This window comes from Flavobacterium soyae, assembly GCF_045348165.1.
Taxonomy (GTDB): Bacteria; Bacteroidota; Bacteroidia; order Flavobacteriales; family Flavobacteriaceae; genus Flavobacterium; species Flavobacterium soyae.
Genome location: NZ_CP150845.1, coordinates 3,457,532 through 3,478,350, shown reverse-complemented (window position 1 = coordinate 3,478,350; position 20,819 = coordinate 3,457,532). Strand labels below are relative to the sequence as shown.

The window sequence follows — 20,819 nt, the reverse complement described above, 5'->3', positions numbered from 1 at the left end:
ACATAAATGCAAATAGGCTGTTTCTTTAAAAACAGCCTATTTTTAATTAACATTCGTCAGAAACAACTTAAAATTGACTATCTATCAAACAATTGCATAACGTAATCTACAACTCATTCTTTATATTTTTTATTTATCCAGAGGTATAAAGGAGGAATTAGTACAGGTGCAAAAAACAGTGTACTGGTTAATCCGCCTATAATTACTGTTGCCAGCGGCCGCTGTACATCTGAGCCAATACCAGACGAAACAGCTGCAGGAACAAGACCTATAATAGCAACAATAAGAATTGACAATAATGCCCTTAATTGCTCTTTTGACGCCGTCAATACATTGTTGTGCAAATCATCTTCAGATATAGTTTTTCTGTTGAGAGCCGATACAAGCAATACACCTGCCATTACAGAAATACCAAAAATGCTCACAAAACCAACCCCGGCAGAAACATTAAAGTAATATCCTCTAAGGAGTAAAGCCACAATGCCGCCTCCTAAAGCAAACAATATACAACTCATTGTTATCATGGTGTGCTGGAAATTTTTATACAGCATAAACAGGAATAAAAAGACCATGATAATTGTGAGAGGAATAGTAAAAGCTAATTGTTTTCCCGCTCTTTCGAGATTTTCATATTGTCCGCCATAAATAATATTATATCCTTTGGGTACTGTTACACTTTTATCAACTTTTTGTCTCAGCTCTTTTACAAAACTTCCCTGGTCTCTTCCTTTTATGTTTGTTCTAACAGTAATCATACGTTTGCTTCCATAACGATAAATATTAGTTTGTCCTTCTACAAAATGTATATTTGCCAATTGACTCATCGGAATCAATGCACCATTTGACGACGGCACTAAAATATTTTTTACGGCATCGATAGAATTTCTGTACTCCGGCAAAAACCTAACTACTATGTCATAACGTTTTGTCCCGTCATATAATGTAGAAATCGTTTTGCCCCCAATCGCAGCCTCAATCATATTTTGAATATCGGCAACATTAATTCCAAAACGGGCAGCTTGTTCCCGGTCAATATCTATCGCTAATTGTTCCTGTTCTCCCTCCTGTTCAATATTTACATTGACAGCACCGTCGATTTTTTTGGCAATCTGCGCAATACTCTCTGCTTTTTTTCTCATCATCTGCAAATCATCGCCAACAACAGAAATAGCAAGATCTGCCGCGCTGCCGTTTACAATCTCCATTACCTGGTCAATAATGGGCTGTCCCGAAGAAAACTGTACCGATGGAATTTGCTGTTGTAAATCAGTTTTAATAATATCAACCAAATCCTTTTTAGCAATGGTGTCGCTCCACAGTTTATAATCTTTAAGTCCAACAAGAATTTCATTTCTATTGGCAGGAAATGGGTCAGTACCGTCATCATTACGTCCCGTTTGAGTTATTACATAAGATATTTGAGGATATTTAGCAATAATTTTTCTGATTCTTGGGGCGTATTTCGCATTTTCCTGAATAGAAATTCCGGCAGGGAAATTCCCTCTTAAAAAAATCGATCCTTCATCTAATGTTGGCAGAAACTCAGTTCCTAATTTTATTCCACATAAAATAAACAGCCCAACAACTGAAAATCCTATCAAAGTGGTTTTCTTATAATTATTTAAAAATCGGGATAATGTTTTTTCGTACGTATTCGTTAAAAAATCCAATACAGCATTTTTATGCTCTTTAATAGGCTTATCAATATCCAGTAATTCTTTTCTGTAGACAAACGAAATCAGTATCGGAATAAAGGTTAGTGCCGCCAGCATTGAACCTATAACTGCAAAAGCCAGGGTTAAAGCCATTGGAGAAAATAATTTACCTTCTACCCTTGTCATTAAAAGTATTGGCATATAAGCCAATATGATAATAGTTACTGAAAAGAAAATTTCTCTTCCTACTTCTTGTGCAGCCTGCAGCGTAATTTTTACGATACCTTCTTCTCTTTCCTGAGGCGTAGCTGTTCGATATCTCCTAATAAGATGTTCTGCCATAAGACAGGCTCCATCTACGATAATTCCGAAATCTATTGCTCCCAGCGAAAGTAAATTGGCAGGAATCCCTGTAAGCCTCATTAAAATAAAAGCAAACAATAATGAAAATGGAATAGTTAAAGCTACAACCAATGCACTTCTGGCACTGCCAAGAAATAAAATCAACAGGATAATTACAATCGAAATTCCTTCCAGTAAAGTATGTGCAACAGTTTCTAAAGAGTGGTCAATCAGGAAACTTCTGTCATACATTGGGCGCAGGATTACACCTTGCGGCAGTTCATTTTCCTGTAAATCGGCCATTTTCTCTTTTAATGATTTTAAAACCTCGCTTGGATTTTCATATCTCCTTAAAAGAATAATTCCTTCAACACCGCTGCTTACATCTTTTTTATCTTTGGTTACGGTATACCCCAAAACTCCGCTTGGCGGCGGCGGTGTGATTTCGACTGTTGCCACATCGCGGACAAAAACTGGAATGCCATTCTCCGATTTTAGAACAATGTTTTGAATATCCTGATCTGTTTTAATAGCTCCTAATCCCCGTACAGCAAAACCCTGTCCGCCTCTTTCAATTATATTTCCTCCGGTATTTTGATTGTTTACATTTACCGCATCCATTACGTTTTGCAAAGTAAGATTGTATTTCCTCAACTTTTCCGGAGAAGTAATGATATGAAATTGTTTCAAAGGCCCTCCAAAAGTAGTAACATCAGCAATTCCCGGAACCTGCAGTAAAGCAGGTTTTATAACCCAATCCTGTAAATCCCTTAGCTGAGCCTGACTGTAGTTTGACGGAGCTTCTACAACATATCTGAAAATTTCGCCTACCGCTGTAGAAAGCGGTGCTAATTCCGGTGCAGCACCTTCCGGCAGTTCGGCACCTGCAAGACGCTCTGTAACCTGCTGGCGTGCAAAATAATCATCAGTTCCGTCTTTAAAAGTAAGCTGCACTACAGATAAACCAAAAATAGTACGGCTTCTGCGGTCTAAAACATTAGGTGTATTTTGTAAAGCTCTTTCAATAGGAACTGTTACCTGCTGTTCGACTTCTTCAGCTGCCCTGCCTTCGTATTGGGCAACTACAATTACATTTGTGTCTGCAATATCAGGATATGCCTCAATTTTTAATTGTGTAAAACACCAAAATCCTATTGCCATCAATACAACGCTAATAGCAATTACAGCCCAGCGGTTTCGCAGACTGAATATGAGTAAATTCTTAATCATTATCTACCATTTTTCAACTTGATTAGTAACTATAAAACCGCCTTTGTATACTTCTCGCAAAGCTTTTAAGGCTCGTTTTACTTTATCATCTTCATCAATAAAGATGATAAGCAGGGGAGTTTCATCAAAACTGAACAAATCATTAGGTCTTTTAAGACGCTGATGCTCACCATATCCTAACTTTCCATGAAATACGGTAGCTCCCAGCACATTTTGTTCAATTAAAACCCTTAAAATATATTCGTACAAAGGCTGTGTGCCTTTTAACTCATCCTTATCAATGTATATATGTGCTTGTATCATTTATTTTATATTAGAGTATTAGTAATATGTGTTTACTATTTTTTAGAGAATTTTACTCAGCGGATTATCTTATAAAATTGTTCCTTTTAAAATAATAGATGCTATCGAAAAATAGATAATGAGCCCTGTTACATCTACCAGTGTAGCTACGAATGGCGCCGATGAAGTGGCTGGATCTATTTTACATCGTTTTAACAATATGGGTATCATAGAACCGCTTAATGTTCCCCACATTACAATTCCTATTAAAGAGAAAAATATGGTTATAGCTATTAAAAGCCAATGTTCTCCGTAATCATACCAATGCAGATTCTGCCATATTGTAATTCTTACGAAACCGATGCTTCCCAGAACGACACCTAACGATAAACCTGATAAAATTTCTCTCCACATTACAAACCACCAGTCTTTTAAACCTATTTCTCCCAGAGCCATGGCCCTGATAATAAGAGTTGCTGCCTGAGATCCGCTGTTTCCACCGCTTGAAATAATTAAGGGAACAAATAATGCCAATACTACCGCTTTTTGAATTTCGCCGTCAAAATACCCCATTGCAGTGGCTGTTAACATTTCTCCTAAAAACAGAATAATTAACCAGCTGGCACGTTTTTTCAGCAGAGAAAAAAATGATGTTTTTACATAGGGATAATCCAGTTCTTCTAAGCCTCCTATTTTTTGAATCTCTTTAGTATGATCCTGCTCGGCAACATCTAAAATATCATCAATAGTGACTACGCCTAACAAAATGTTTTCTGAATTGACAACCGGTAAAACATCCCGGTCATATTCTTTGAACTTGGCAACAGCGCTTCTTTTAGTTTCTGTAATAGATAAACTGGGACAAAAGCCATCCAATATCTCTGTTATTTTTTTGTTTGTATCATTGAATACCAATTTCCTTATCGGAATATCATCTATCAGTTTATTATCAGATTCGACCACAAAAATCACATTAGCGGCTTCATCATCTTTATAATTATTTTTTAAATGAAGTATAGCATCTTCAATTGTAATTTCCTGACTAATGGCTGCAGCGTTAGTATTCATTATTCGGGCTACACTATCCTTGGGATAGCCTAATAATGTTTGAATATTTTCTTTGTTTTTTTCGTCAAGCAGATTTAAAAAATAGGTTTGTTCTAAACTTTTTAGAGAAGAAAAAAACATCATCCTGTCATCAGGGTTTAACTCATTTAAAATAAATTCACTTTTTTTAGGTGAATAGTTTCTAATTATTTTTTTTTGCAAAAGAGGATCTAAATAAGAAAAAACAGTTACCTGATTTTTACCTGGCAAAGTCTGATAGGCTTTCAAAGCTGCCTCAAAAGGAATAGATTCAAAAATTTTTGCTGCTGCCGACGGATGAACATAATGCGTATTATTACGATTAAGCAAAAGATCTGAAAAATCACCTTTTAATATTTTTTCTTTTATAGACATAATGAATTCATTTAATATCCAAAACTTAGTCCTTTTAACTGCATTACACCCTGAACGGCTATAGCATCACCATTAGTCAAACCTGTATAAACAACAATTCTGTTTCCTATCTGATCACCTGTAGTTACTTCTGTACGTTCAAAATATTTAGTTCCTTTTTTTACAAAAACATAGTTTTTTGCCTGAACTGTAACCAGAGAATTTTTATCAACACTAATAAAATCTCCTTCACTTAAACCAAAAGAAACAGTTGCAAACATTCCGGCTTTCAATTTACCGCTGGTATCATTTAAACTTATTCGAAGCTTAACCATTCTGGCAGACTGGTCAATCATATCGGCAACGGCATCGATCTTTCCGGTAAATTTCTCATTAGGAAAAGCAGTAAAACGGACAATACAATTATCTCCTTTTTTGATTTTGCTGATTTGATTTTCAGGAATATCACAAATAATAAATGATGTTCCTGCCTTTGCCTTTTTTAGTACTTCAGGCTGAAATCCGCCGGCCTTCAATTTAGTTTCATGCTCTATTATAGCTGCTCTTTCATTAGCTAAACCTGCCTGTTCCATTGATAAAGCAGTTTGTGCTTCTAACAATTCTTTACCTGTGGCCGCACCATGAGCTTGTAAATCTTTGGCGCGCTCTAATTCTATTTGTTTTTGTCTGATGTTTTTATTCTTAATCTGGTTGATATTAATTATATGCTGAATGAGCTGTGTGTAACTGGCCGCCAAATCCGAATTTTCGAATAAAATAATGTTTTGCGAAGCTCCTTCTTCTGATTTCATAACTGTTGCTGATACTTTAGCCGGAGCGGTAATATTATTGCTAAGTACAGAACTGCCTATTGGCTCGGTCTTAAAAAATGCGATACTGCTGGTGTTAGGGAATAAAATAGTTTTACCATTATTGAGCACCTGCGGTACATTATTTATTTCTTGTACTTGTTTATTATCTTTTCCTCCGCAGGCGCAAAGAAGCAGTAACATAAGCCCGCTGTATTTTATTAAATGTTTCATATTTATTGTGCTATTTGATTAATTAAACCTGAGGCATAAAGCAATTTTATATATGCTGTTCTATATTGCTGCATGGTTTCATAGTAATGCTGCTGCATATCTAACCAGCTTCTCTGTGCTTCGAGAAAATCAATAATTGTTGTTCCGCCCCTCAAATAGGAATATTTTACGCTTTTTAAAATATTTTCAGATTGAGTAAGTAAACTATCAAAGTTTTGAACATTCTTTTTTTGAGTTTCAAAAGCATTAAAAGCATTGGTAACTTCGGTTTCAACTTGAAGATTTGTTGTCTGCAGGCTTTGTTCTGCCTGCTGTTTTATGCAATTAGATTTTTTAATTTCTCCCTGGTTCCTTGAAAAAAACGGCAGTTCTATTGTACCGTACACTCCAACATAAGGAACCATGTTTTGCGGATTATAAATAACTCCTAATTCAGGCTGTGGGTATGCTAAAGATTTTTGGAGTTTAATATTTGCATTGGAAGCCTCAATAATCGATTTGGTAGCTAAAACATCGCTTCGTTCGATTAAACCTTTCTGCAGAAGAACTTCTAAATCAGCCGGAATAATAAAAGAAAAATCATCATTTACATCAATATTTATTTCTTCCTGAGTGCCTAGCAGATATTTAAGATTGAACAGCTCATTTTTCAGATTTTGTTCTAATGATCTTATTTGTAATGTATATTGATTGGACAATAAAGAAGTACGATTAAAATCAGTCTGTGAAATAACCTGATTCTTAAGGCGGACTTTATTAATTATCAATAAACTATCAATATTGTTATTGGCTTTTTTAATTATTTCTAATTGCTTTTGGGCTGCCCAGATATCTACCCATTTCAAACCTACTTCTTGAAAAAGAGTACGTTCTGTTTCAGTATAACTTTTTTGTGCCGCTGTTGTGTTTTGACTGGCAAACTCAATTTTATTTTTCCGTGTTCCGAAAAACTGAAAAACTTTACCTGCCTGCAAATTTGCCTGTGTATTGGCATTATTAAAAAAACCTGTATTGGGGGCATAATTTTTCTCTCCTGTAATACCAATGTAATTAAACCCAAAAACTGGATTAGGTCTTAATTTTGCTGTTTCAATATCGCTTGCTGCAATAGCAACATTATAATATTGGCTTTTAAGTACCTGATTGTTTTTTCTCGCTGTCTGTAAGGCGCTTTGAAGATTATAAGTGGTTTGCGAAATTCCTTCTGCCGAAACCAAAACCAATAAAACATATAAAAAAAAGGGATGTTTTTGCATAACGTTATTCCATATTTATTGTTATGCAAAAATAGAATAAGCCTGCAGGTTAAGCCATTAGAGACCTTTTAGAAAAAAATTAGAATTTCATTAGAGAAAAATTCAAACATGTGGTATCTCAACTAAAAAAGTAGATCCCTCATTTATTTTTGATGAAACTGAAATAGTCCCTTTGTGCAGTAAAATGATTTTTTTTGTCAGTGAGAGCCCAATACCATTTCCATCAGCATACCCCCTATTTGTGCCTCTATAAAAAGGTGTAAAAATATGTTTTAAATCTTCTGGCAAAATACCAATTCCATTGTCAGAAAAACGTAAAGCAATTCTATTTTCAATAAATGATATTGAAACCCGGCTCTGATGGTTTTCTGAAAATTTACAGCCATTCTCAAATAAATTAGCAAAGGCTACTTTTAAAAGGTATTCGTTGCCATTTACTAAAATTTGATTGTCGTTTTCAAAATCGTTTTCAAAATGAATTGCCACATTATAATCGGGGTTTGATTTTTGTATCTGCTGTCTTGCATCTAACAATACCTCATCTATGCGGACTGATTTAAAAGCTATTTCTGAAAGGTCATAACTTGCTTTGGCAAAATCAAGTAAACTGTTAGATAGTTTAGCTAGTTTTTTAGCATCATCAAGGGCATATTGAATAGCTCTTTTATATTCTTCAACGCTGCGGTCTTTATTGGTTGACAATTCTAATTCTGCAATTATCGCAGAAAGCGGCGTTCTTAATTCATGCGAAATATTTGAAACAAAATGCTTTTGAGCATCAAATGAATTTTCTAAACGGTTCAGCATTTCATTAATAGTATTAGCCATCTCCGAAAGTTCGTCTTTGCTTTCGTTAGTACTTATTCTTAAATCAAGATTAGTAGCCGAAATTTTTTTTGCTTTATTGGTCATTTCAACAATGGGTTCAAATGCTTTTTTTGAAAAAAAACGACCGGCAATATATATAAAGAGAATAGATATTATAAAAACTATAATAGTATTTTGAAGCAGGTTCTGCAGTTTTTTATATCCATATTCATCATAAGCTGCTGCGGTGATAACATAAATTTTTTCCTGGAATTTATATTTTAGACCAACTACCTGCCAGTCTTTCTGATAAAATTGTAATTCCTTCTGCTGAATAATTTTATCAAGCATGGGTTTAGTTTCTTTAACCACATCTATATTTACCGCATCATGGTAAAGCAGGTTAAATGATGTATTATAAATAGCAACTTCAACCTCATTCAAAGTAGCTCTGTTATTTTTATAGATGTTTTGTAATGTTTTAGAATTAACTTTTGCATTAAGAAACAAATTAGCTTTAGTGACTGCTTCTTTTTTTAAGGAAGCATAAAATTCTTTTTCTCTGTTTTCTTTTGCCGAAAGATAAATTACCGAAGCAAATGCCAATAAAATAGAGGCTGTAATAAAAGTGAATAATAGAGTAAGCTGATTTCTAATTTTCATCTGTTTTTAAAATAAATCCCATTCCGGATTTGGTATGAATAAGTTTTTTGTCAAAATTCTTATCAATTTTTTTTCGCAGATAATTGATATATACATCGATGAAATTTGTTCCGGTGTCAAAGTTTGTATCCCAGACTTTTTCTGCAATTTCTGTACGGGACAAAACACGCTCCGTATTTTGAAGCATATATTCTAAAAGTTTAAACTCTTTTGGTGTAAGACTTATGTCTAAATTATTTCTTTTTACATCTTTAGTCTGAAGGTTCATTTCAAGATCAGAATACTTTAGAATAAAACCAATGTTATAAATTGTATTACTGCTTCGTTTCAACAATGCTTTTATGCGAACCAAAAGTTCTCTCATTTCAAAAGGTTTAGTCAGGTAATCATCTGCACCAGCATCAAATCCTTCTACTTTATCATCAGTTGTACCAAGAGCGGTCAGCATAATGATAGGCAGTTCTGGCTTAGTTCTGCGAATTTCTTTGCAGAGATCTAAACCATCAAGTTTAGGTAAAATTATATCTGTTATTACCAGATCATAGTCATTATTAAATGCCAGCTTCTTTCCCGAAAGACCATCATAAGCCAGTGTGACTATAAATCCCTGCTCTTCAAGCCCTCTTTGTATCAGTTCGGCTACCCTTTGGTCGTCTTCTATTACTAAAATTTTCATCTGTGTAAAGTTACATTTTTATTTTTGTATCATACAATCTTGTTAATTTTCTGCACCACTGATACGGGTTTTATAGTCTATGTATCTCATTCTGTTTAGTACTTCTTAATTCAAAAAAATAAAACTTTTAAATGCTGCATATCACTATCTAATTTTTTTCTATTTTAGCAAAAAAAATAAATATGAACAGAAAGAGCTGTCTTCCTCCACCTAGATTTTAATAATTAACTACGCATTAGCGGTGTTTAGCTGCCGAATTATTATCGGCATTTTCACTTATGTCTATTGCTCAATTTATTATTAATTTTTATCATGTATTTAGGTACAGACAATTCTTATGAAAAAATCATATTTGGTATTACACATTGCTGTAATCCTCGCAGGCTTTACGGGTATATTCGGTAAGCTTATATCTCTTAATGAGGGCCTGTTAGTCTGGTACAGAGTATTCTTTTCCTCTATTGTATTATTTATAATTTTAAAGCTATTCCGAGTATCAATAACTCTTATACTTAAAGAGAAATTTGCTATAGCAAAAATTGGAATGTTTATAACTATTCATTGGGTATTTTTCTATGCTAGTATAAAATACTCCAACATATCTATTGGGGTGGTTTGCTATTGCATGACCAGCTTTTTTACTGCAGTTCTCGCTCCGCTAATCAACCGAAATGACTTTAATTTATCGGAGTTATTTTTAAGTCTGATTACACTAATAGGTATTGCCCTAATTTTCCATTTTGATTCATCTTATCAATTAGGGATAATCCTCGGCGTTATTTCATCAGCGTTCGCAGCACTTTATACAATATATAATGAGAAACTGGTTAGAAGCTATGACAGTAGAATTATCAATTACTATCAAATGATCGGCGGAACTGCAGGTCTTGGAATTCTACTGCCGTTTTATCTTCACTTTTTTCCTGTAAATAACATTTTTCCAAACCTAAGTGATACCTTTTATCTTCTTTTATTAGCTTCCTTTTGTACAGTTGGTCTTTATGTATTGTTTGCAGAATCTTTAAAACGCATTTCAGCTTTTACAGTAAATTTAAGTTTTAATCTTGAACCAGTTTATGCAATTATATTAGCATTCTTGCTTTTTAATGAAAACAGGGAATTGAATATATCGTTTTACATTGGTTTATTTTTTGTAATGATTTCTGTATTGCTGCAAACTATAATTTCGCTGAGGAAATAAAACTAAAATAACCTCTTACTACTATTTGTAAGAGGTTATAATTGTAATATATTAAGTGCTAACCCGATCGCATAGATTTCTAATCTGTGTCCGCAAAGTATATCTTATCAGATTTTAAAAAAGAAAATCCAGTTTTTAACTATAATTACTTTACATCCGTTTTTATTAATATAGGGACGGACACGGAAAGAATTTCCGTGCTGTCGTTACGCATATCCGAGCGATTAGGTTTGGCAATTGTACCATTATGGCTGCATTGTCGCAAAAATTTCATTTAACAAATTAACAACAACCGATATTCACCTTCATTTTCTATTGGTGCTCTATGAATACAAGGCAGTACTTGTTGTTTTGGATGATCTACAGCCAGCCGCCAAAGATGCCCTAACCCTAAATTAATAGGTTCAGCATCCTGATGTACCTGATAATGCAAATCAAAATAATTTTCCTTCAAAAAGTTTTCGAATTCTTCCTCTGGTCCATCATACAGTTCTTTTAGCTTTGCCCGGATTTCTGGAATTAGGATTTTTTGCGCTGCCTGCGAATTAGCAATAATATCACTTGCCGCACCGTGATAGGTACATAAAAAAGTATCTGTTGCAATGGGCGAACGATCAACATGAAACGAATACACATCTGTCGAGATGAAATCAAATTCATCATCACGTTCATAACACTTCAGTAAATTAAGAGAGGGCGAAGCTCCAAAATCAGTTAATAATTGTAAATCATTTAAGATTATTTCCCTTGCTATACTTCCCTTTTCTGAGAGTTGGAGTGCGATTAGATCTTCGGGGAAAACTTCTGTTATATTTTCTTTTAAAGATAACTTGGCTGCAATCTCATTAAAATCGCCATCTAAATTTCTGTGCCAGCATAGTGCATTCATTTCTCCTTTGAAATTTGTTTGCACAAGATCAGAGAAATTTGATACGATTCCAATTTGGCCACCGTCAGAAAATATATTATTCATAATATGATATTAAGAGATTAGTTGCTTCTCTAATAAAAAATATAAAATGATCCAGCCATAGTTTCTGCCGGATCATAAATAAAAAAACTGTGTATTCAAAAATTATTTGACCTCTTTCTCCATTACAACCATTCCTTTAAATTCGTCTTTTATAAAAGGAAACGTCAAATCCATTTCGGCTGTTACTGTAAAATTTTGCTTTTCATAAAACTTTAAAGCATCTGAACACTTCATTGCTTTGAGCCAGATCGTCTTTTTATTTTCATTAGCGGCAAGTTGTAAAACCATTTTAAGAGTAGCTTTTCCTAAACCTTTCCCGGCAGCTTCTTTTAGAAAATATAACCGCTCGATTTCTAAAGCATCAGTATCATTTTTTCCGTCTGCTGATTTATTATTATTAATTTTTAATATGCCTATAGCTAATTCCTGATCGTAAATAAGATAGAACTGACTATGAGGCACATTCATCTCTGAGGTTATTTTTTCTTTTGTAAAGTTGCTGTTTATATAATTTTCACCATTGTCGGTCCATAAATAGAGATAATGTTCTTTATAGGACTGCTTATATACCTCCAAAATCTGCGGAATATCATCTTCTGAACAAATTTTGTACCTAGGTTCTTTTATCATTTGCTAAATATTTTCAATCTTGATTTTCAATAGAAACGCAAATGTAAGCATATAATAAATAAACTACAGCCGTATTAATTACGATTAGCACTACTCGCCTGCCTGATTGCTTTTTGATCTGTTAAATTAAAACGATACACAAAACTAAGTCTGTAGCGGGCTGCATTTGGTATACTGTTTTCGGTAATATAATAATCTGTACCAGTTGTTGTACTTTTATTTTGGCGTAAGTCAAAAGCATTTGTGACATCAAATACAATGGTAGCTTTGTCTTTTAATAAAATTTTGCTTAAACCAAAATCAAGCGATTGCAATGCATCATTTCTTGTTTGCGCATTTTGCTGTGCACCCCGAAAATTATAACGCCCCTGAAAACTGAATTTTGATGGGAGCTTAACCTGAGTGCTTAAACGTCCTGTAAAAGTTTTTCCGCTATAATCAAGGTTTTCGTCCTGATAACTTCCTTTTTGCGTAAAATGATAAAAATTCATTTCTAAATTTACCTGAAGCCATTTTAACGGATTATACAAGGTCGAAAGTTCCACACCGCTTCGTATTTCATGCTGAATATTAATAGGCGTTGTAAAAAATATATCATTTTCACGATAAGTAAAATCCTGAATGTAACCACTCTCCCACTGATAATAAACGGAAGGATTGAGCGTAAGCTTTTTCCATGCTTTAAGGAAAGCCAGTTCAAACACATCAGAATAGGAAGGGTTTAGATCTGGATTACCAATATATTGCGCATTCAAATCGGTCAGTTCGTTAAAAGGATACAAAGCATATAAAGGCGGACGATTAATTCGCTTACTGTAATTTAACTGCAAAGTAGAACCTTCAAACTTATAGCTTAAATTAACGGTGGGAAATAATTTGTTGTATTTTTTATCATCGTTATAAGTGTTTTTAATATCTGTAATCGCAATTTTAGTGAATTCTGTACGAAGGCCCAGCATATAATTAAATCTCTTAAATTTGTTGCTGTATTGCGCATAAGCACTTGAAATGGTTTCGGTATAATTTAGATCATTGTCAATATTTTGATAAATCGTCCAAATATTTTCCTGTTGCTGCTCAGCCAAAAACTGACTGGAAACTTTACGAATCTCTGCCTTAACTCCCATTTCAAATACAGAAACAGTATCAATTGGCAGAATAAAATCACTCTGAACAAGCAAATCTTTACTGCTTCCTATTGAGTTGGTCCTAATATCGGGATAGACCAGCGTTTCCGGATAAATACGCTGTGTTAAAAGATTCCACTTTTTATCACTGTTCCACCAATCATACTGAACATCAATTGTCCATTTTTTTGATGGCTTTTTAAAAGTCTGGGTATAATTAAACTCAAATTGGTTGTAATCTCTTTTTTCCAGTGATTTTCCTTCTCTTGTTAAAAGACTATCTCGTGTATGGTTTGCATTGCTGTAATCATACAATAAACGGGTTTTATCATCATCTTTCGTGGCATTTTTTAAAAAAGCTACGGTAATGGTACGATGCTCATCAATATAATAATCAGCACCCAGATAAATCAATTTTCCATCGTCATGGCGATCCTCATTTTGCACATGGTTAAGATAATTTGGATTACCGTTGTTCATAGTCGACTGATTGGTAGTATATAATCCAACATAATCAGAAGAACGGATGCCAAAATTGGAAAAAATATTGATTTTATCTGATTTAAAATTGATGCTTGGATTAAGGCGGCTGTCATTTGGTGATCCGGCAACTAATCGAACCTGACCGCTGAAACCGCTTTTTTTGTTTTTCTTTAATATAATATTAATAATTCCTGCCGAGCCGGAAGCATCATATCGGGACGAAGGATTAGTTATTACCTCGATACGCTCAATCTGGTCAGCGGCAATTTGATCGAGTGAATTGCTTTGTGTTAAACCAGATTGGCGCCCGTTGATTAATACCAAAACGCTGCTGTTTCCGCGAAGACTTATTCCCCCCGTTGGGCTAACTGTTACAGAAGGAACTCCGTTTAAAACATCGTGAGCAGAGCCATTCTGCGAAAGCACATCTTTGCCTACTTCAAAAACTTTTTTATCGAGTTTTAAACTAACGCTGGGTTTTTGCCCAGTCACCACTTCAACAGCATTTAATTGTACAGCATCGGTATGTAAAAAAATAATTCCTAATTCTGTTTTTGGTTTTCCCGAAATGATTTCCAATGTCTGGATATAATTTTGATAACCTATATAACTAAAAGAAATTGTCAATTTACCGCTTGGCAGTTCTTCGAGATTAAACATACCCTGGTCGTCTGTTACACCAACTGCTGCTGTTTTTGAGGTGTTATCTTGTATGGATACTGTCACATACGGAATTGCTTCTTTAGTTGTATTGTCCAGAACTTTGCCAGATACAGCAGCTTTTTGTGCAAAGCTAAACATTGAAATAAATAAAATTAAAATACTGGTTATTAAGGTTTTCATGTTTATTGGTTTTGATGATACAAGATTACTTTATAAAATAAAATCTTACCTTTTAAAACATGCAAACGGCTCTAAGAGCTTTTGAAATGCATTTCGGTATTCGATATTTATTTTATCTTTATCTTATGTATCGACCTCCCTTTTTTATAGTTTTATTACTGCTGTTGTTTTCATCCTGTAAACAATACACCGAGTATGTGAAATCGGATGTAACATATTATGTTGATGATGAAAATCGTCCTCATGATTATTTGGGCAAATCTGATAACTCCATTTTTAAAGTTCCAATAGAAATCGAAATCCTTAAACGTGAAAATAAACTGACCCCGTTAGGTTTACAGGTAACTGCTTTTGGTTCTTTTGATGTTTATTGGGATGGTGTTTTTGTGGGAAGCAACGGTAAAATGGCAAAATCAGGCCAGCCTGAAATTCCGGGAACTGAAATGACTTATTACCAAATACCCGAAAAATTGGCTAATACAGGCAAACACATTGTCACAGTAATTGGAACACAAACTAAAATTCGGGATGCAAATCGCAGCATCGGCTTAAAATTGGAAAGCTTTTTAAGACTTCATCGTGCGCCGCTTGTGGTCATGTCTTTTATGAATTTGATGGCAGGGGCTTTTCTTATTGCCTTTATTTATTATTTCTTTCTCTACATAAACAGTACCCGTAAAGAAGCAACCGTTTTACTTTTTGGGATAATCTGTCTGCTCTTTTTCTGTCTGCTTATTATAGAATACATGAAATTTTATATCGATATTCCGTATACCAGCTTTTATACCCGATTACAGATTGTCGGTTTGCTCACATTCGTAATTTCAATACTGGTTCCCTGGTATTTTATGCTGCAGTTTGGCTTTAAAAGAAAGCGGTTGTTTTTATTTCTTTTGATTGTAAGTCTTCTAACTATTTATATTGTATACTACGGCCATTACGATATGACAGCCATTTATTTTAGTTATGCAATGTGTGCTGTCTCATTTATTATTGCCATCGATGCGGCATTCCGCAAAATTAAAGGCGGCTTAATCGTAGTAATTGGTTTACTGGCTAGTGTAATTGTAAACAGATATATATATTATGATTTTGGGTTATTTATCGCATTTACGATTATCGTCCTGTCTATGCTTTATCTGCATACTATTAGGGCAAAAGCTCTCGAAGAAGCCCATAATGCCTCGTTATTGCTTTCATCGAGATTACAGTTAGAACTGGTTAAGAAAAATATTCAGCCGCACTTTCTGCGTAATACACTGACTTCATTGATAGACTGGATAGAAGAATCTCCGCAGCAGGGTGTTGTATTTATTCGTGCGCTGGCAGATGAATTTGATATTATGAATTCTATTGCCGAGGACACCCTAATTCCTATTCAGCAGGAAATTGAATTATGCCGGAAACATATAGAAGTAATGTCTTTTCGAAAAGAAGTATGTTATAACTGGGAAGAAAAAAATATTGATGTCAATGAAGAAATTCCGCCTGCGGTAATTCATACCATTATAGAGAACGGAATCACACACAGTTTACCTCCAAAACAAGGCTGTATTACTTTCTGTTTAAGCTTTATCCGGGAAAAACAATACAAACAATATACATTGTTAACCGTGGCAAAAAACCGAAACAGAAAGAAAGAAAACAGCAGCGGAACAGGTTTTAAATACATCAAAGCCAGATTAAATGAAAGTTATGGCAGTAATTGGGAATTTGATTCGTTTGCTGTTGAAGAAGGATGGTGTACAACAATTAAAATTTTTGACAAAAAATGAAAATTCTAATTATTGAAGACGAGGCCCGAATTGCCAAACGAATCGAAAGAATGACCCGTGATTTTTTTGATAAAGAGGTACAGATTTTACTTAGTGATTCTGTTGAAAACGGGCTAAATACTATCGAAAAACAATCAATCGATTTACTGCTTCTCGATTTGAATTTGAATGGCGAGGACGGATTTGAAGTGCTGCAGACCGTTGTCGCAAAATCTTTTCAAACCATTATTATTTCTGCTTATACAGATAAAGCAATTATGGCATTTAATTATGGTGTCTTGGATTTTGTTCCTAAGCCATTTGATGCCAACAGACTGGCTCAGGCTTTTACACGTTTTACAACACCAGAAAAAACAAATGGTCAAGATATTCAGTTTTTAGCCGTAAAAAAGGGAAAAACTATTAATCTCATCACAATAAAAGACATAAGGTACATAAAAGGCGCAGGAATTTATACCGAATTACATTTAGCAAATGGTCGTGTAGAACTGCATGATAAGTCTATGGAATCATTAGAAAAACTCCTCCCGGCAGAATTCGAGCGAATTCATAAATCCTATATTCTTTGCTGGCAGGAAGCAGATAAACTGATTGTAGAAGCCGGCGGAAAATATAATATGTTACTAAAAAATGGTGAGTTATTACCTGTAGGTCGTTTAAAATACAAAGAAATCAGGCATAAATTGATTTAGTTTTTGATGTAGTCATTTACTGATACAGAAGCAATTGAGCTGAACACAATACTAGTTTTTATCAAGACTTTTTGTCTCGTTAATTTGATCAAAAGATAGACAATAACCGTTTAATAAATCCTGGATGAGATGCTTTTAATTGCTCCTTAATAGCAATTATTTTATTTATAATCAGCTCTATTTTTTCATAACTATCATTTCCTTTTATTATATAATCAAAAGCACCAAGCCTTAAAGCGTTAACTACTGTTTTAGTATTTTCCTGCCTGGAGATCATAATTACATATATATTAGAATTATACTGCTTAATTTTTTTAAGTACTTCAAATCCATTAATATCCTCCATGTGATGATACAGAAAAATGATATCTGGATTTTGATGCAAATTATTAATACAATCTGTACCATTTGCATAGTGGGTAATGTCATTATAATTCATGTTTAAGAGATATTGATTGTACACATTAGCACAAAAAATATCCTCTTCTACTATGAAAAATTTAATTTGGGGCAGATTCTCCATGTTATCTTATTTATCTCTGATAACAGGTAGCCCATAATCAAGCCAAAAACATAATACATTATAAATAAGATACTTACAAAATAATAAATAGATTTAATTTTCCGAAAAGTGGAAAATTTTCCATTTTTTGGAAATTAATCTAAAGTTTCTTTTTGCAATTCGTCTACAACTGTAAGCAGGGTTTGTTTTATTTGAAAAAATAAATGGGTGATTTTTTCTTTAACTGGCTGTTCCTCTTTTGTAATTATTTCCAGAATATTAATTTCATCTTTAATACTCACTATTCCCATGCTTTCAATACTTGGCTTGATCTTATGAATAAGCTGATTCATCAATAAAAAATTATCTGAAGACAGTGCAGCTTCTGCCTTAGGAAGTATTTCTTCTATTTGATCAATAAAAATTACAATCATTTTTAAAACAAATTCTGAATTGCCCCTGCTAATTTTGTCCAAAATTTTTAAATCGTAAAGTTTTTCATTGCTCTCAAAAACAGGCTTATCTATAGTATTAAATTGTTTATTGGTAAATCTTGATATGGTTTCTATTAAATCAAACTCTTCAAACGGTTTGGTTATATAATCATCCATACCAGCATTTTTACATTTTTTAACTTCGCTTTTAAAAGCACTGGCAGTAAGGGCAATTATTGGTGTTTGCAGTTTGAGTTCTTCCCGAATTTTTATTGTAGCTTCTATACCGCCCATTTCAGGCATCTGGATATCCATTAAAATAATATCAAATTTCCTGTTTTTCAAAATTTCAATCGCTTCTAAACCGTTAGTGGCTTCAGTTACCTCACAATTAAAATAATGCAGGGAATTAATAGCAACCATTCTATTGATAATATTATCTTCTACTAATAAAATATTAGTTCCTGAAATATCGACATTAATCTCTTCTTGAACTTTTTTAATATTATTGATATCTCCCTTTTCAAAGTTTAATATAAAACTAATTGTAGTACCCTGGGCTTTCTCACTCTGAACCTTAATTTCCCCTTTCATCAATTGAATCAATTCCCGCGTAATAGCCATTCCCAAACCTGTACCCCCAAATTTTCTTGTTATTGCCTTATCCTCCTGAGAAAATTTATTAAAGATGATATCTGCAAAACTTTGCTCCATTCCAATTCCAGTGTCTATTACAGAAATTTGAAGTCTCTGAAAAGCTTTGCTATCTTTCACGATTTCACATTTCAAATATATTTTTCCTTTATTGGTAAACTTCAAAGAATTGCCTACCAGATTAAATAAAACTTGTTCCAGTCTTAAAAAATCTCCTTTTAAAACAGTATTAATTTCTGGTGAAATCTGCGAGATAAGCTTTAATCCTTTTTTCTTGGCAAGGGGCTCAAGAACTGCAACTACATTATTAATTACATCTTTAAAAATAAAATCTTCTATTTCAAGAGACATCTCTCCTGCTTCAATTTTAGATATGTCTAATATATTGTTAATGATTGACAGTAAATGTTTTGAAGCTACAGTACTGTTCTCAACATATTTTTTTTGCAAATCTGTAAGCGGCTGTCTTTCCAGTTCGCGCAAGAAACCAATTATACCATTAAGAGGTGTACGTATTTCATGGCTCATATTTGCTAAAAAGATCTCTTTAGCTTTAGAGGCTTCCTCTGCTTTAATTTTCTCTTTTTCCAGTTCCTCCTCCATCAGTTTTTGCTCCGTAATATCAAGATGAATTCCTATTGAACCAACCAGATTCCCTTTGTCATCATAATTGGGAGCTCCTCCAATAGCCCACCATCTTAACTCTCCTCTTTTGTTTTTAACGGGCATTTGATACACATCAGAAATTCCCCGTTCATGCAGTTTTTTCTTGGCTTTCATCTTCTCGATATTCTTTCCAAGTACAAACGTTTTGGAAGGATTCAAGCCAATGAGCTCATCAATTTCAAATCCTGAAATACTTGCAAAACTTTGATTTGCATATTGAATTATTCCATTATTATCAACTTCGATAAGTCCTAAATTCATGTTGGCAATAATATTGCGGTATTTTTCTTCCTGAAATTTCAGTTTTGTTTCGACTTTTTTTCTCTCTGAAATATCCTGGATAAAGGAGCAAAAAAATACTTCTCCATTTTGCTCTATGGGTATAATCGAAATTTCTACAGGAAATTCCTGCCCTTTATTATTTATCGCCAGCTGCTCTATTTGTTTGTTTAAAACAGATCCTTTACTCTTACCTGTCTCTGCATAATATTTAAGTCCTTCCTGATGTCCTTTTTTATGTCGGTCAGGAATTATAGTTTCATTTAAGTTTTTACCTAAAACCTCTTCCTTTTTCCAGCCAAAAATAATTTCAGCCTGATTATTCCAAAAAGTTATTTTTCCCGTAATATCAATGGCGATAATAGCATTTAATGAAGAATTCATTATAATACGATTACGCTCTTCACTTTGTTTCAGCAGATTTTTACTTTTAATTTTTTGAGTTACATCTGTAGATTTCCAAAGATGTCCAATACATTGATTTTCAATAAAAATTGGTATATAATCTCTTTCAAAAAAACGATTATCTACCGTTTCAAGTACTTCGCCAATTACAATTTCTTTATTTAATAAAATTTCATTTATCCTTTTTTTATAAGCTGTACTGTCTTTAAACAATACTTTTGCTTCATTTAAATAATCAATTGTCTTTTTTCCTATCATTTCTTCGGGAGAAGCATTGATACTGCGTATATCGCATAAATATTGATTAACAAATAAGATAGTATCGTTATTGTCTACAACTAAAATTCCTGATTGTAAATTCTCTAATAAAGTCTTTAAGAACTGGACAGTTTCAAATAGTTTTTTTTCAGTTTCTTTTCTTTTAGCTATTTGTTCACTTAAATATTTTGAAATAAAAAGAAGGTCATTTTTTTCCTCTTCATTTATCGATCCATAACCCTGATCTAAATCGGTAAGGCTTTCGTAAAGATTTAAAATAGATTGTTGTTTTAATTCATATTCTTTTTTTAAATTCTCATGAACCTCATTGTATTCTTTTTCACTTTCCTGAAATGAATGATCCATTAAATCTTTGTCCCTTTCAAAAGATAAATAAGAGTCATTAACCGTTTTTATAAAAGATTGAAAAGACGGGTCATCCTGAAGACCCAGAGGTACATTTTTATTAATTTGCCTTTGTAAAAGTTTATGAATTTCCATAA

At 33.5% G+C, this 20,819-nt stretch carries 15 protein-coding genes; 3 read left to right on the top strand and 12 right to left on the bottom strand.

Annotated elements, in window-relative coordinates; translation table 11 throughout:
• Positions 1-113: 113 nt before the first annotated feature.
• From AABD74_RS14805 to AABD74_RS14775, 7 genes are all read right to left on the bottom strand, one after another.
• A complete protein-coding gene (locus AABD74_RS14805) occupies positions 114-3,227 on the bottom strand; it encodes an efflux RND transporter permease subunit (protein WP_406843355.1) in 3,114 nt (1,037 codons plus the stop codon).
• A gap of 3 nt (positions 3,228-3,230) precedes the next feature.
• A complete protein-coding gene (locus tag AABD74_RS14800) occupies positions 3,231-3,530 on the bottom strand; it encodes a DUF190 domain-containing protein (protein WP_232678532.1) in 300 nt (99 codons plus the stop codon).
• 69 nt (positions 3,531-3,599) lie between these two features.
• On the bottom strand, positions 3,600-4,970 hold the full coding sequence (gene mgtE / locus AABD74_RS14795; protein ID WP_406843354.1) for a magnesium transporter: 1,371 nt from the start codon (positions 4,968-4,970) through the stop codon (positions 3,600-3,602).
• Between the two features lie 11 nt (positions 4,971-4,981).
• A complete protein-coding gene (locus AABD74_RS14790) occupies positions 4,982-5,992 on the bottom strand; it encodes an efflux RND transporter periplasmic adaptor subunit (protein WP_406843353.1) in 1,011 nt (336 codons plus the stop codon).
• 2 nt (positions 5,993-5,994) lie between these two features.
• A complete protein-coding gene (locus AABD74_RS14785) occupies positions 5,995-7,248 on the bottom strand; it encodes a TolC family protein (RefSeq protein WP_406843352.1) in 1,254 nt (417 codons plus the stop codon).
• 102 nt (positions 7,249-7,350) lie between these two features.
• Positions 7,351-8,718, bottom strand: a complete 1,368-nt coding sequence (locus AABD74_RS14780) for an ATP-binding protein (RefSeq protein WP_406843351.1) — start codon at positions 8,716-8,718, stop codon at positions 7,351-7,353.
• The gene (locus AABD74_RS14775; protein WP_232678541.1) at positions 8,708-9,394 is read right to left on the bottom strand and encodes a response regulator transcription factor; all 687 of its coding nucleotides are present in this window, start codon (positions 9,392-9,394) and stop codon (positions 8,708-8,710) included. The genes AABD74_RS14780 and AABD74_RS14775 overlap by 11 nt, the downstream gene beginning before the upstream one ends.
• 337 nt (positions 9,395-9,731) lie before the next feature.
• Here AABD74_RS14775 and AABD74_RS14770 point away from each other — a divergent pair, with 337 nt between their 5' ends.
• Positions 9,732-10,595 (top strand): DMT family transporter, encoded by an 864-nt coding sequence (locus AABD74_RS14770; protein WP_406843350.1) that lies wholly within the window; start codon positions 9,732-9,734, stop codon positions 10,593-10,595.
• Between the two features lie 274 nt (positions 10,596-10,869).
• On the opposite strand, the gene AABD74_RS14765 is transcribed toward AABD74_RS14770, so the two are convergent.
• From AABD74_RS14765 to AABD74_RS14755, 3 genes are all read right to left on the bottom strand, one after another.
• On the bottom strand, positions 10,870-11,568 hold the full coding sequence (locus AABD74_RS14765; protein WP_406843349.1) for a DUF1826 domain-containing protein: 699 nt from the start codon (positions 11,566-11,568) through the stop codon (positions 10,870-10,872).
• A 102-nt stretch (positions 11,569-11,670) separates the two neighbouring features.
• Positions 11,671-12,198, bottom strand: coding sequence for a GNAT family N-acetyltransferase (locus tag AABD74_RS14760; protein ID WP_232678547.1), 528 nt, complete (start codon positions 12,196-12,198; stop codon positions 11,671-11,673).
• Positions 12,199-12,272: 74 nt separating this feature from the next.
• Positions 12,273-14,651 (bottom strand): outer membrane beta-barrel protein, encoded by a 2,379-nt coding sequence (locus AABD74_RS14755; protein ID WP_406843348.1) that lies wholly within the window; start codon positions 14,649-14,651, stop codon positions 12,273-12,275.
• Between the two features lie 197 nt (positions 14,652-14,848).
• On the opposite strand from AABD74_RS14755, the gene AABD74_RS14750 reads away from it, so the two are divergent.
• Positions 14,849-16,426, top strand: coding sequence for a histidine kinase (locus tag AABD74_RS14750; protein ID WP_406843347.1), 1,578 nt, complete (start codon positions 14,849-14,851; stop codon positions 16,424-16,426).
• A complete protein-coding gene (locus tag AABD74_RS14745; RefSeq protein ID WP_406843346.1) occupies positions 16,423-17,118 on the top strand; it encodes a LytR/AlgR family response regulator transcription factor in 696 nt (231 codons plus the stop codon). The genes AABD74_RS14750 and AABD74_RS14745 overlap by 4 nt, the downstream gene beginning before the upstream one ends.
• 88 nt (positions 17,119-17,206) lie before the next feature.
• On the opposite strand, the gene AABD74_RS14740 is transcribed toward AABD74_RS14745, so the two are convergent.
• The gene (locus AABD74_RS14740; protein WP_232678555.1) at positions 17,207-17,641 is read right to left on the bottom strand and encodes a response regulator; all 435 of its coding nucleotides are present in this window, start codon (positions 17,639-17,641) and stop codon (positions 17,207-17,209) included.
• Positions 17,642-17,775: 134 nt separating this feature from the next.
• Positions 17,776-20,817: a PAS domain S-box protein gene (locus tag AABD74_RS14735; protein WP_406843345.1), complete on the bottom strand. Its 3,042-nt coding sequence runs from the start codon at positions 20,815-20,817 to the stop codon at positions 17,776-17,778.
• Between the last annotated feature and the right edge of the window lie 2 nt (positions 20,818-20,819).

Excerpts from the sequence above, each read along its gene's own strand:
- AABD74_RS14745 (WP_406843346.1), top strand. The coding sequence starts at position 16,423 with ATGAAAATTCTAATTATTGAAGACGAGGCCCGAATTGCCAAACGAATC.
- AABD74_RS14800 (WP_232678532.1), bottom strand. The coding sequence starts at position 3,530 with ATGATACAAGCACATATATACATTGATAAGGATGAGTTAAAAGGCACA.
- AABD74_RS14765 (WP_406843349.1), bottom strand. The coding sequence starts at position 11,568 with ATGAATAATATATTTTCTGACGGTGGCCAAATTGGAATCGTATCAAAT.
- AABD74_RS14755 (WP_406843348.1), bottom strand. The coding sequence starts at position 14,651 with ATGAAAACCTTAATAACCAGTATTTTAATTTTATTTATTTCAATGTTT.
- AABD74_RS14775 (WP_232678541.1), bottom strand. The coding sequence starts at position 9,394 with ATGAAAATTTTAGTAATAGAAGACGACCAAAGGGTAGCCGAACTGATA.
- AABD74_RS14805 (WP_406843355.1), bottom strand. The coding sequence starts at position 3,227 with ATGATTAAGAATTTACTCATATTCAGTCTGCGAAACCGCTGGGCTGTA.
- AABD74_RS14740 (WP_232678555.1), bottom strand. The coding sequence starts at position 17,641 with ATGGAGAATCTGCCCCAAATTAAATTTTTCATAGTAGAAGAGGATATT.
- AABD74_RS14790 (WP_406843353.1), bottom strand. The coding sequence starts at position 5,992 with ATGAAACATTTAATAAAATACAGCGGGCTTATGTTACTGCTTCTTTGC.
- AABD74_RS14780 (WP_406843351.1), bottom strand. The coding sequence starts at position 8,718 with ATGAAAATTAGAAATCAGCTTACTCTATTATTCACTTTTATTACAGCC.
- AABD74_RS14760 (WP_232678547.1), bottom strand. The coding sequence starts at position 12,198 with ATGATAAAAGAACCTAGGTACAAAATTTGTTCAGAAGATGATATTCCG.
- AABD74_RS14785 (WP_406843352.1), bottom strand. The coding sequence starts at position 7,248 with ATGCAAAAACATCCCTTTTTTTTATATGTTTTATTGGTTTTGGTTTCG.
- AABD74_RS14735 (WP_406843345.1), bottom strand. The coding sequence starts at position 20,817 with ATGGAAATTCATAAACTTTTACAAAGGCAAATTAATAAAAATGTACCT.
- mgtE (WP_406843354.1), bottom strand. The coding sequence starts at position 4,970 with ATGTCTATAAAAGAAAAAATATTAAAAGGTGATTTTTCAGATCTTTTG.
- AABD74_RS14770 (WP_406843350.1), top strand. The coding sequence starts at position 9,732 with ATGAAAAAATCATATTTGGTATTACACATTGCTGTAATCCTCGCAGGC.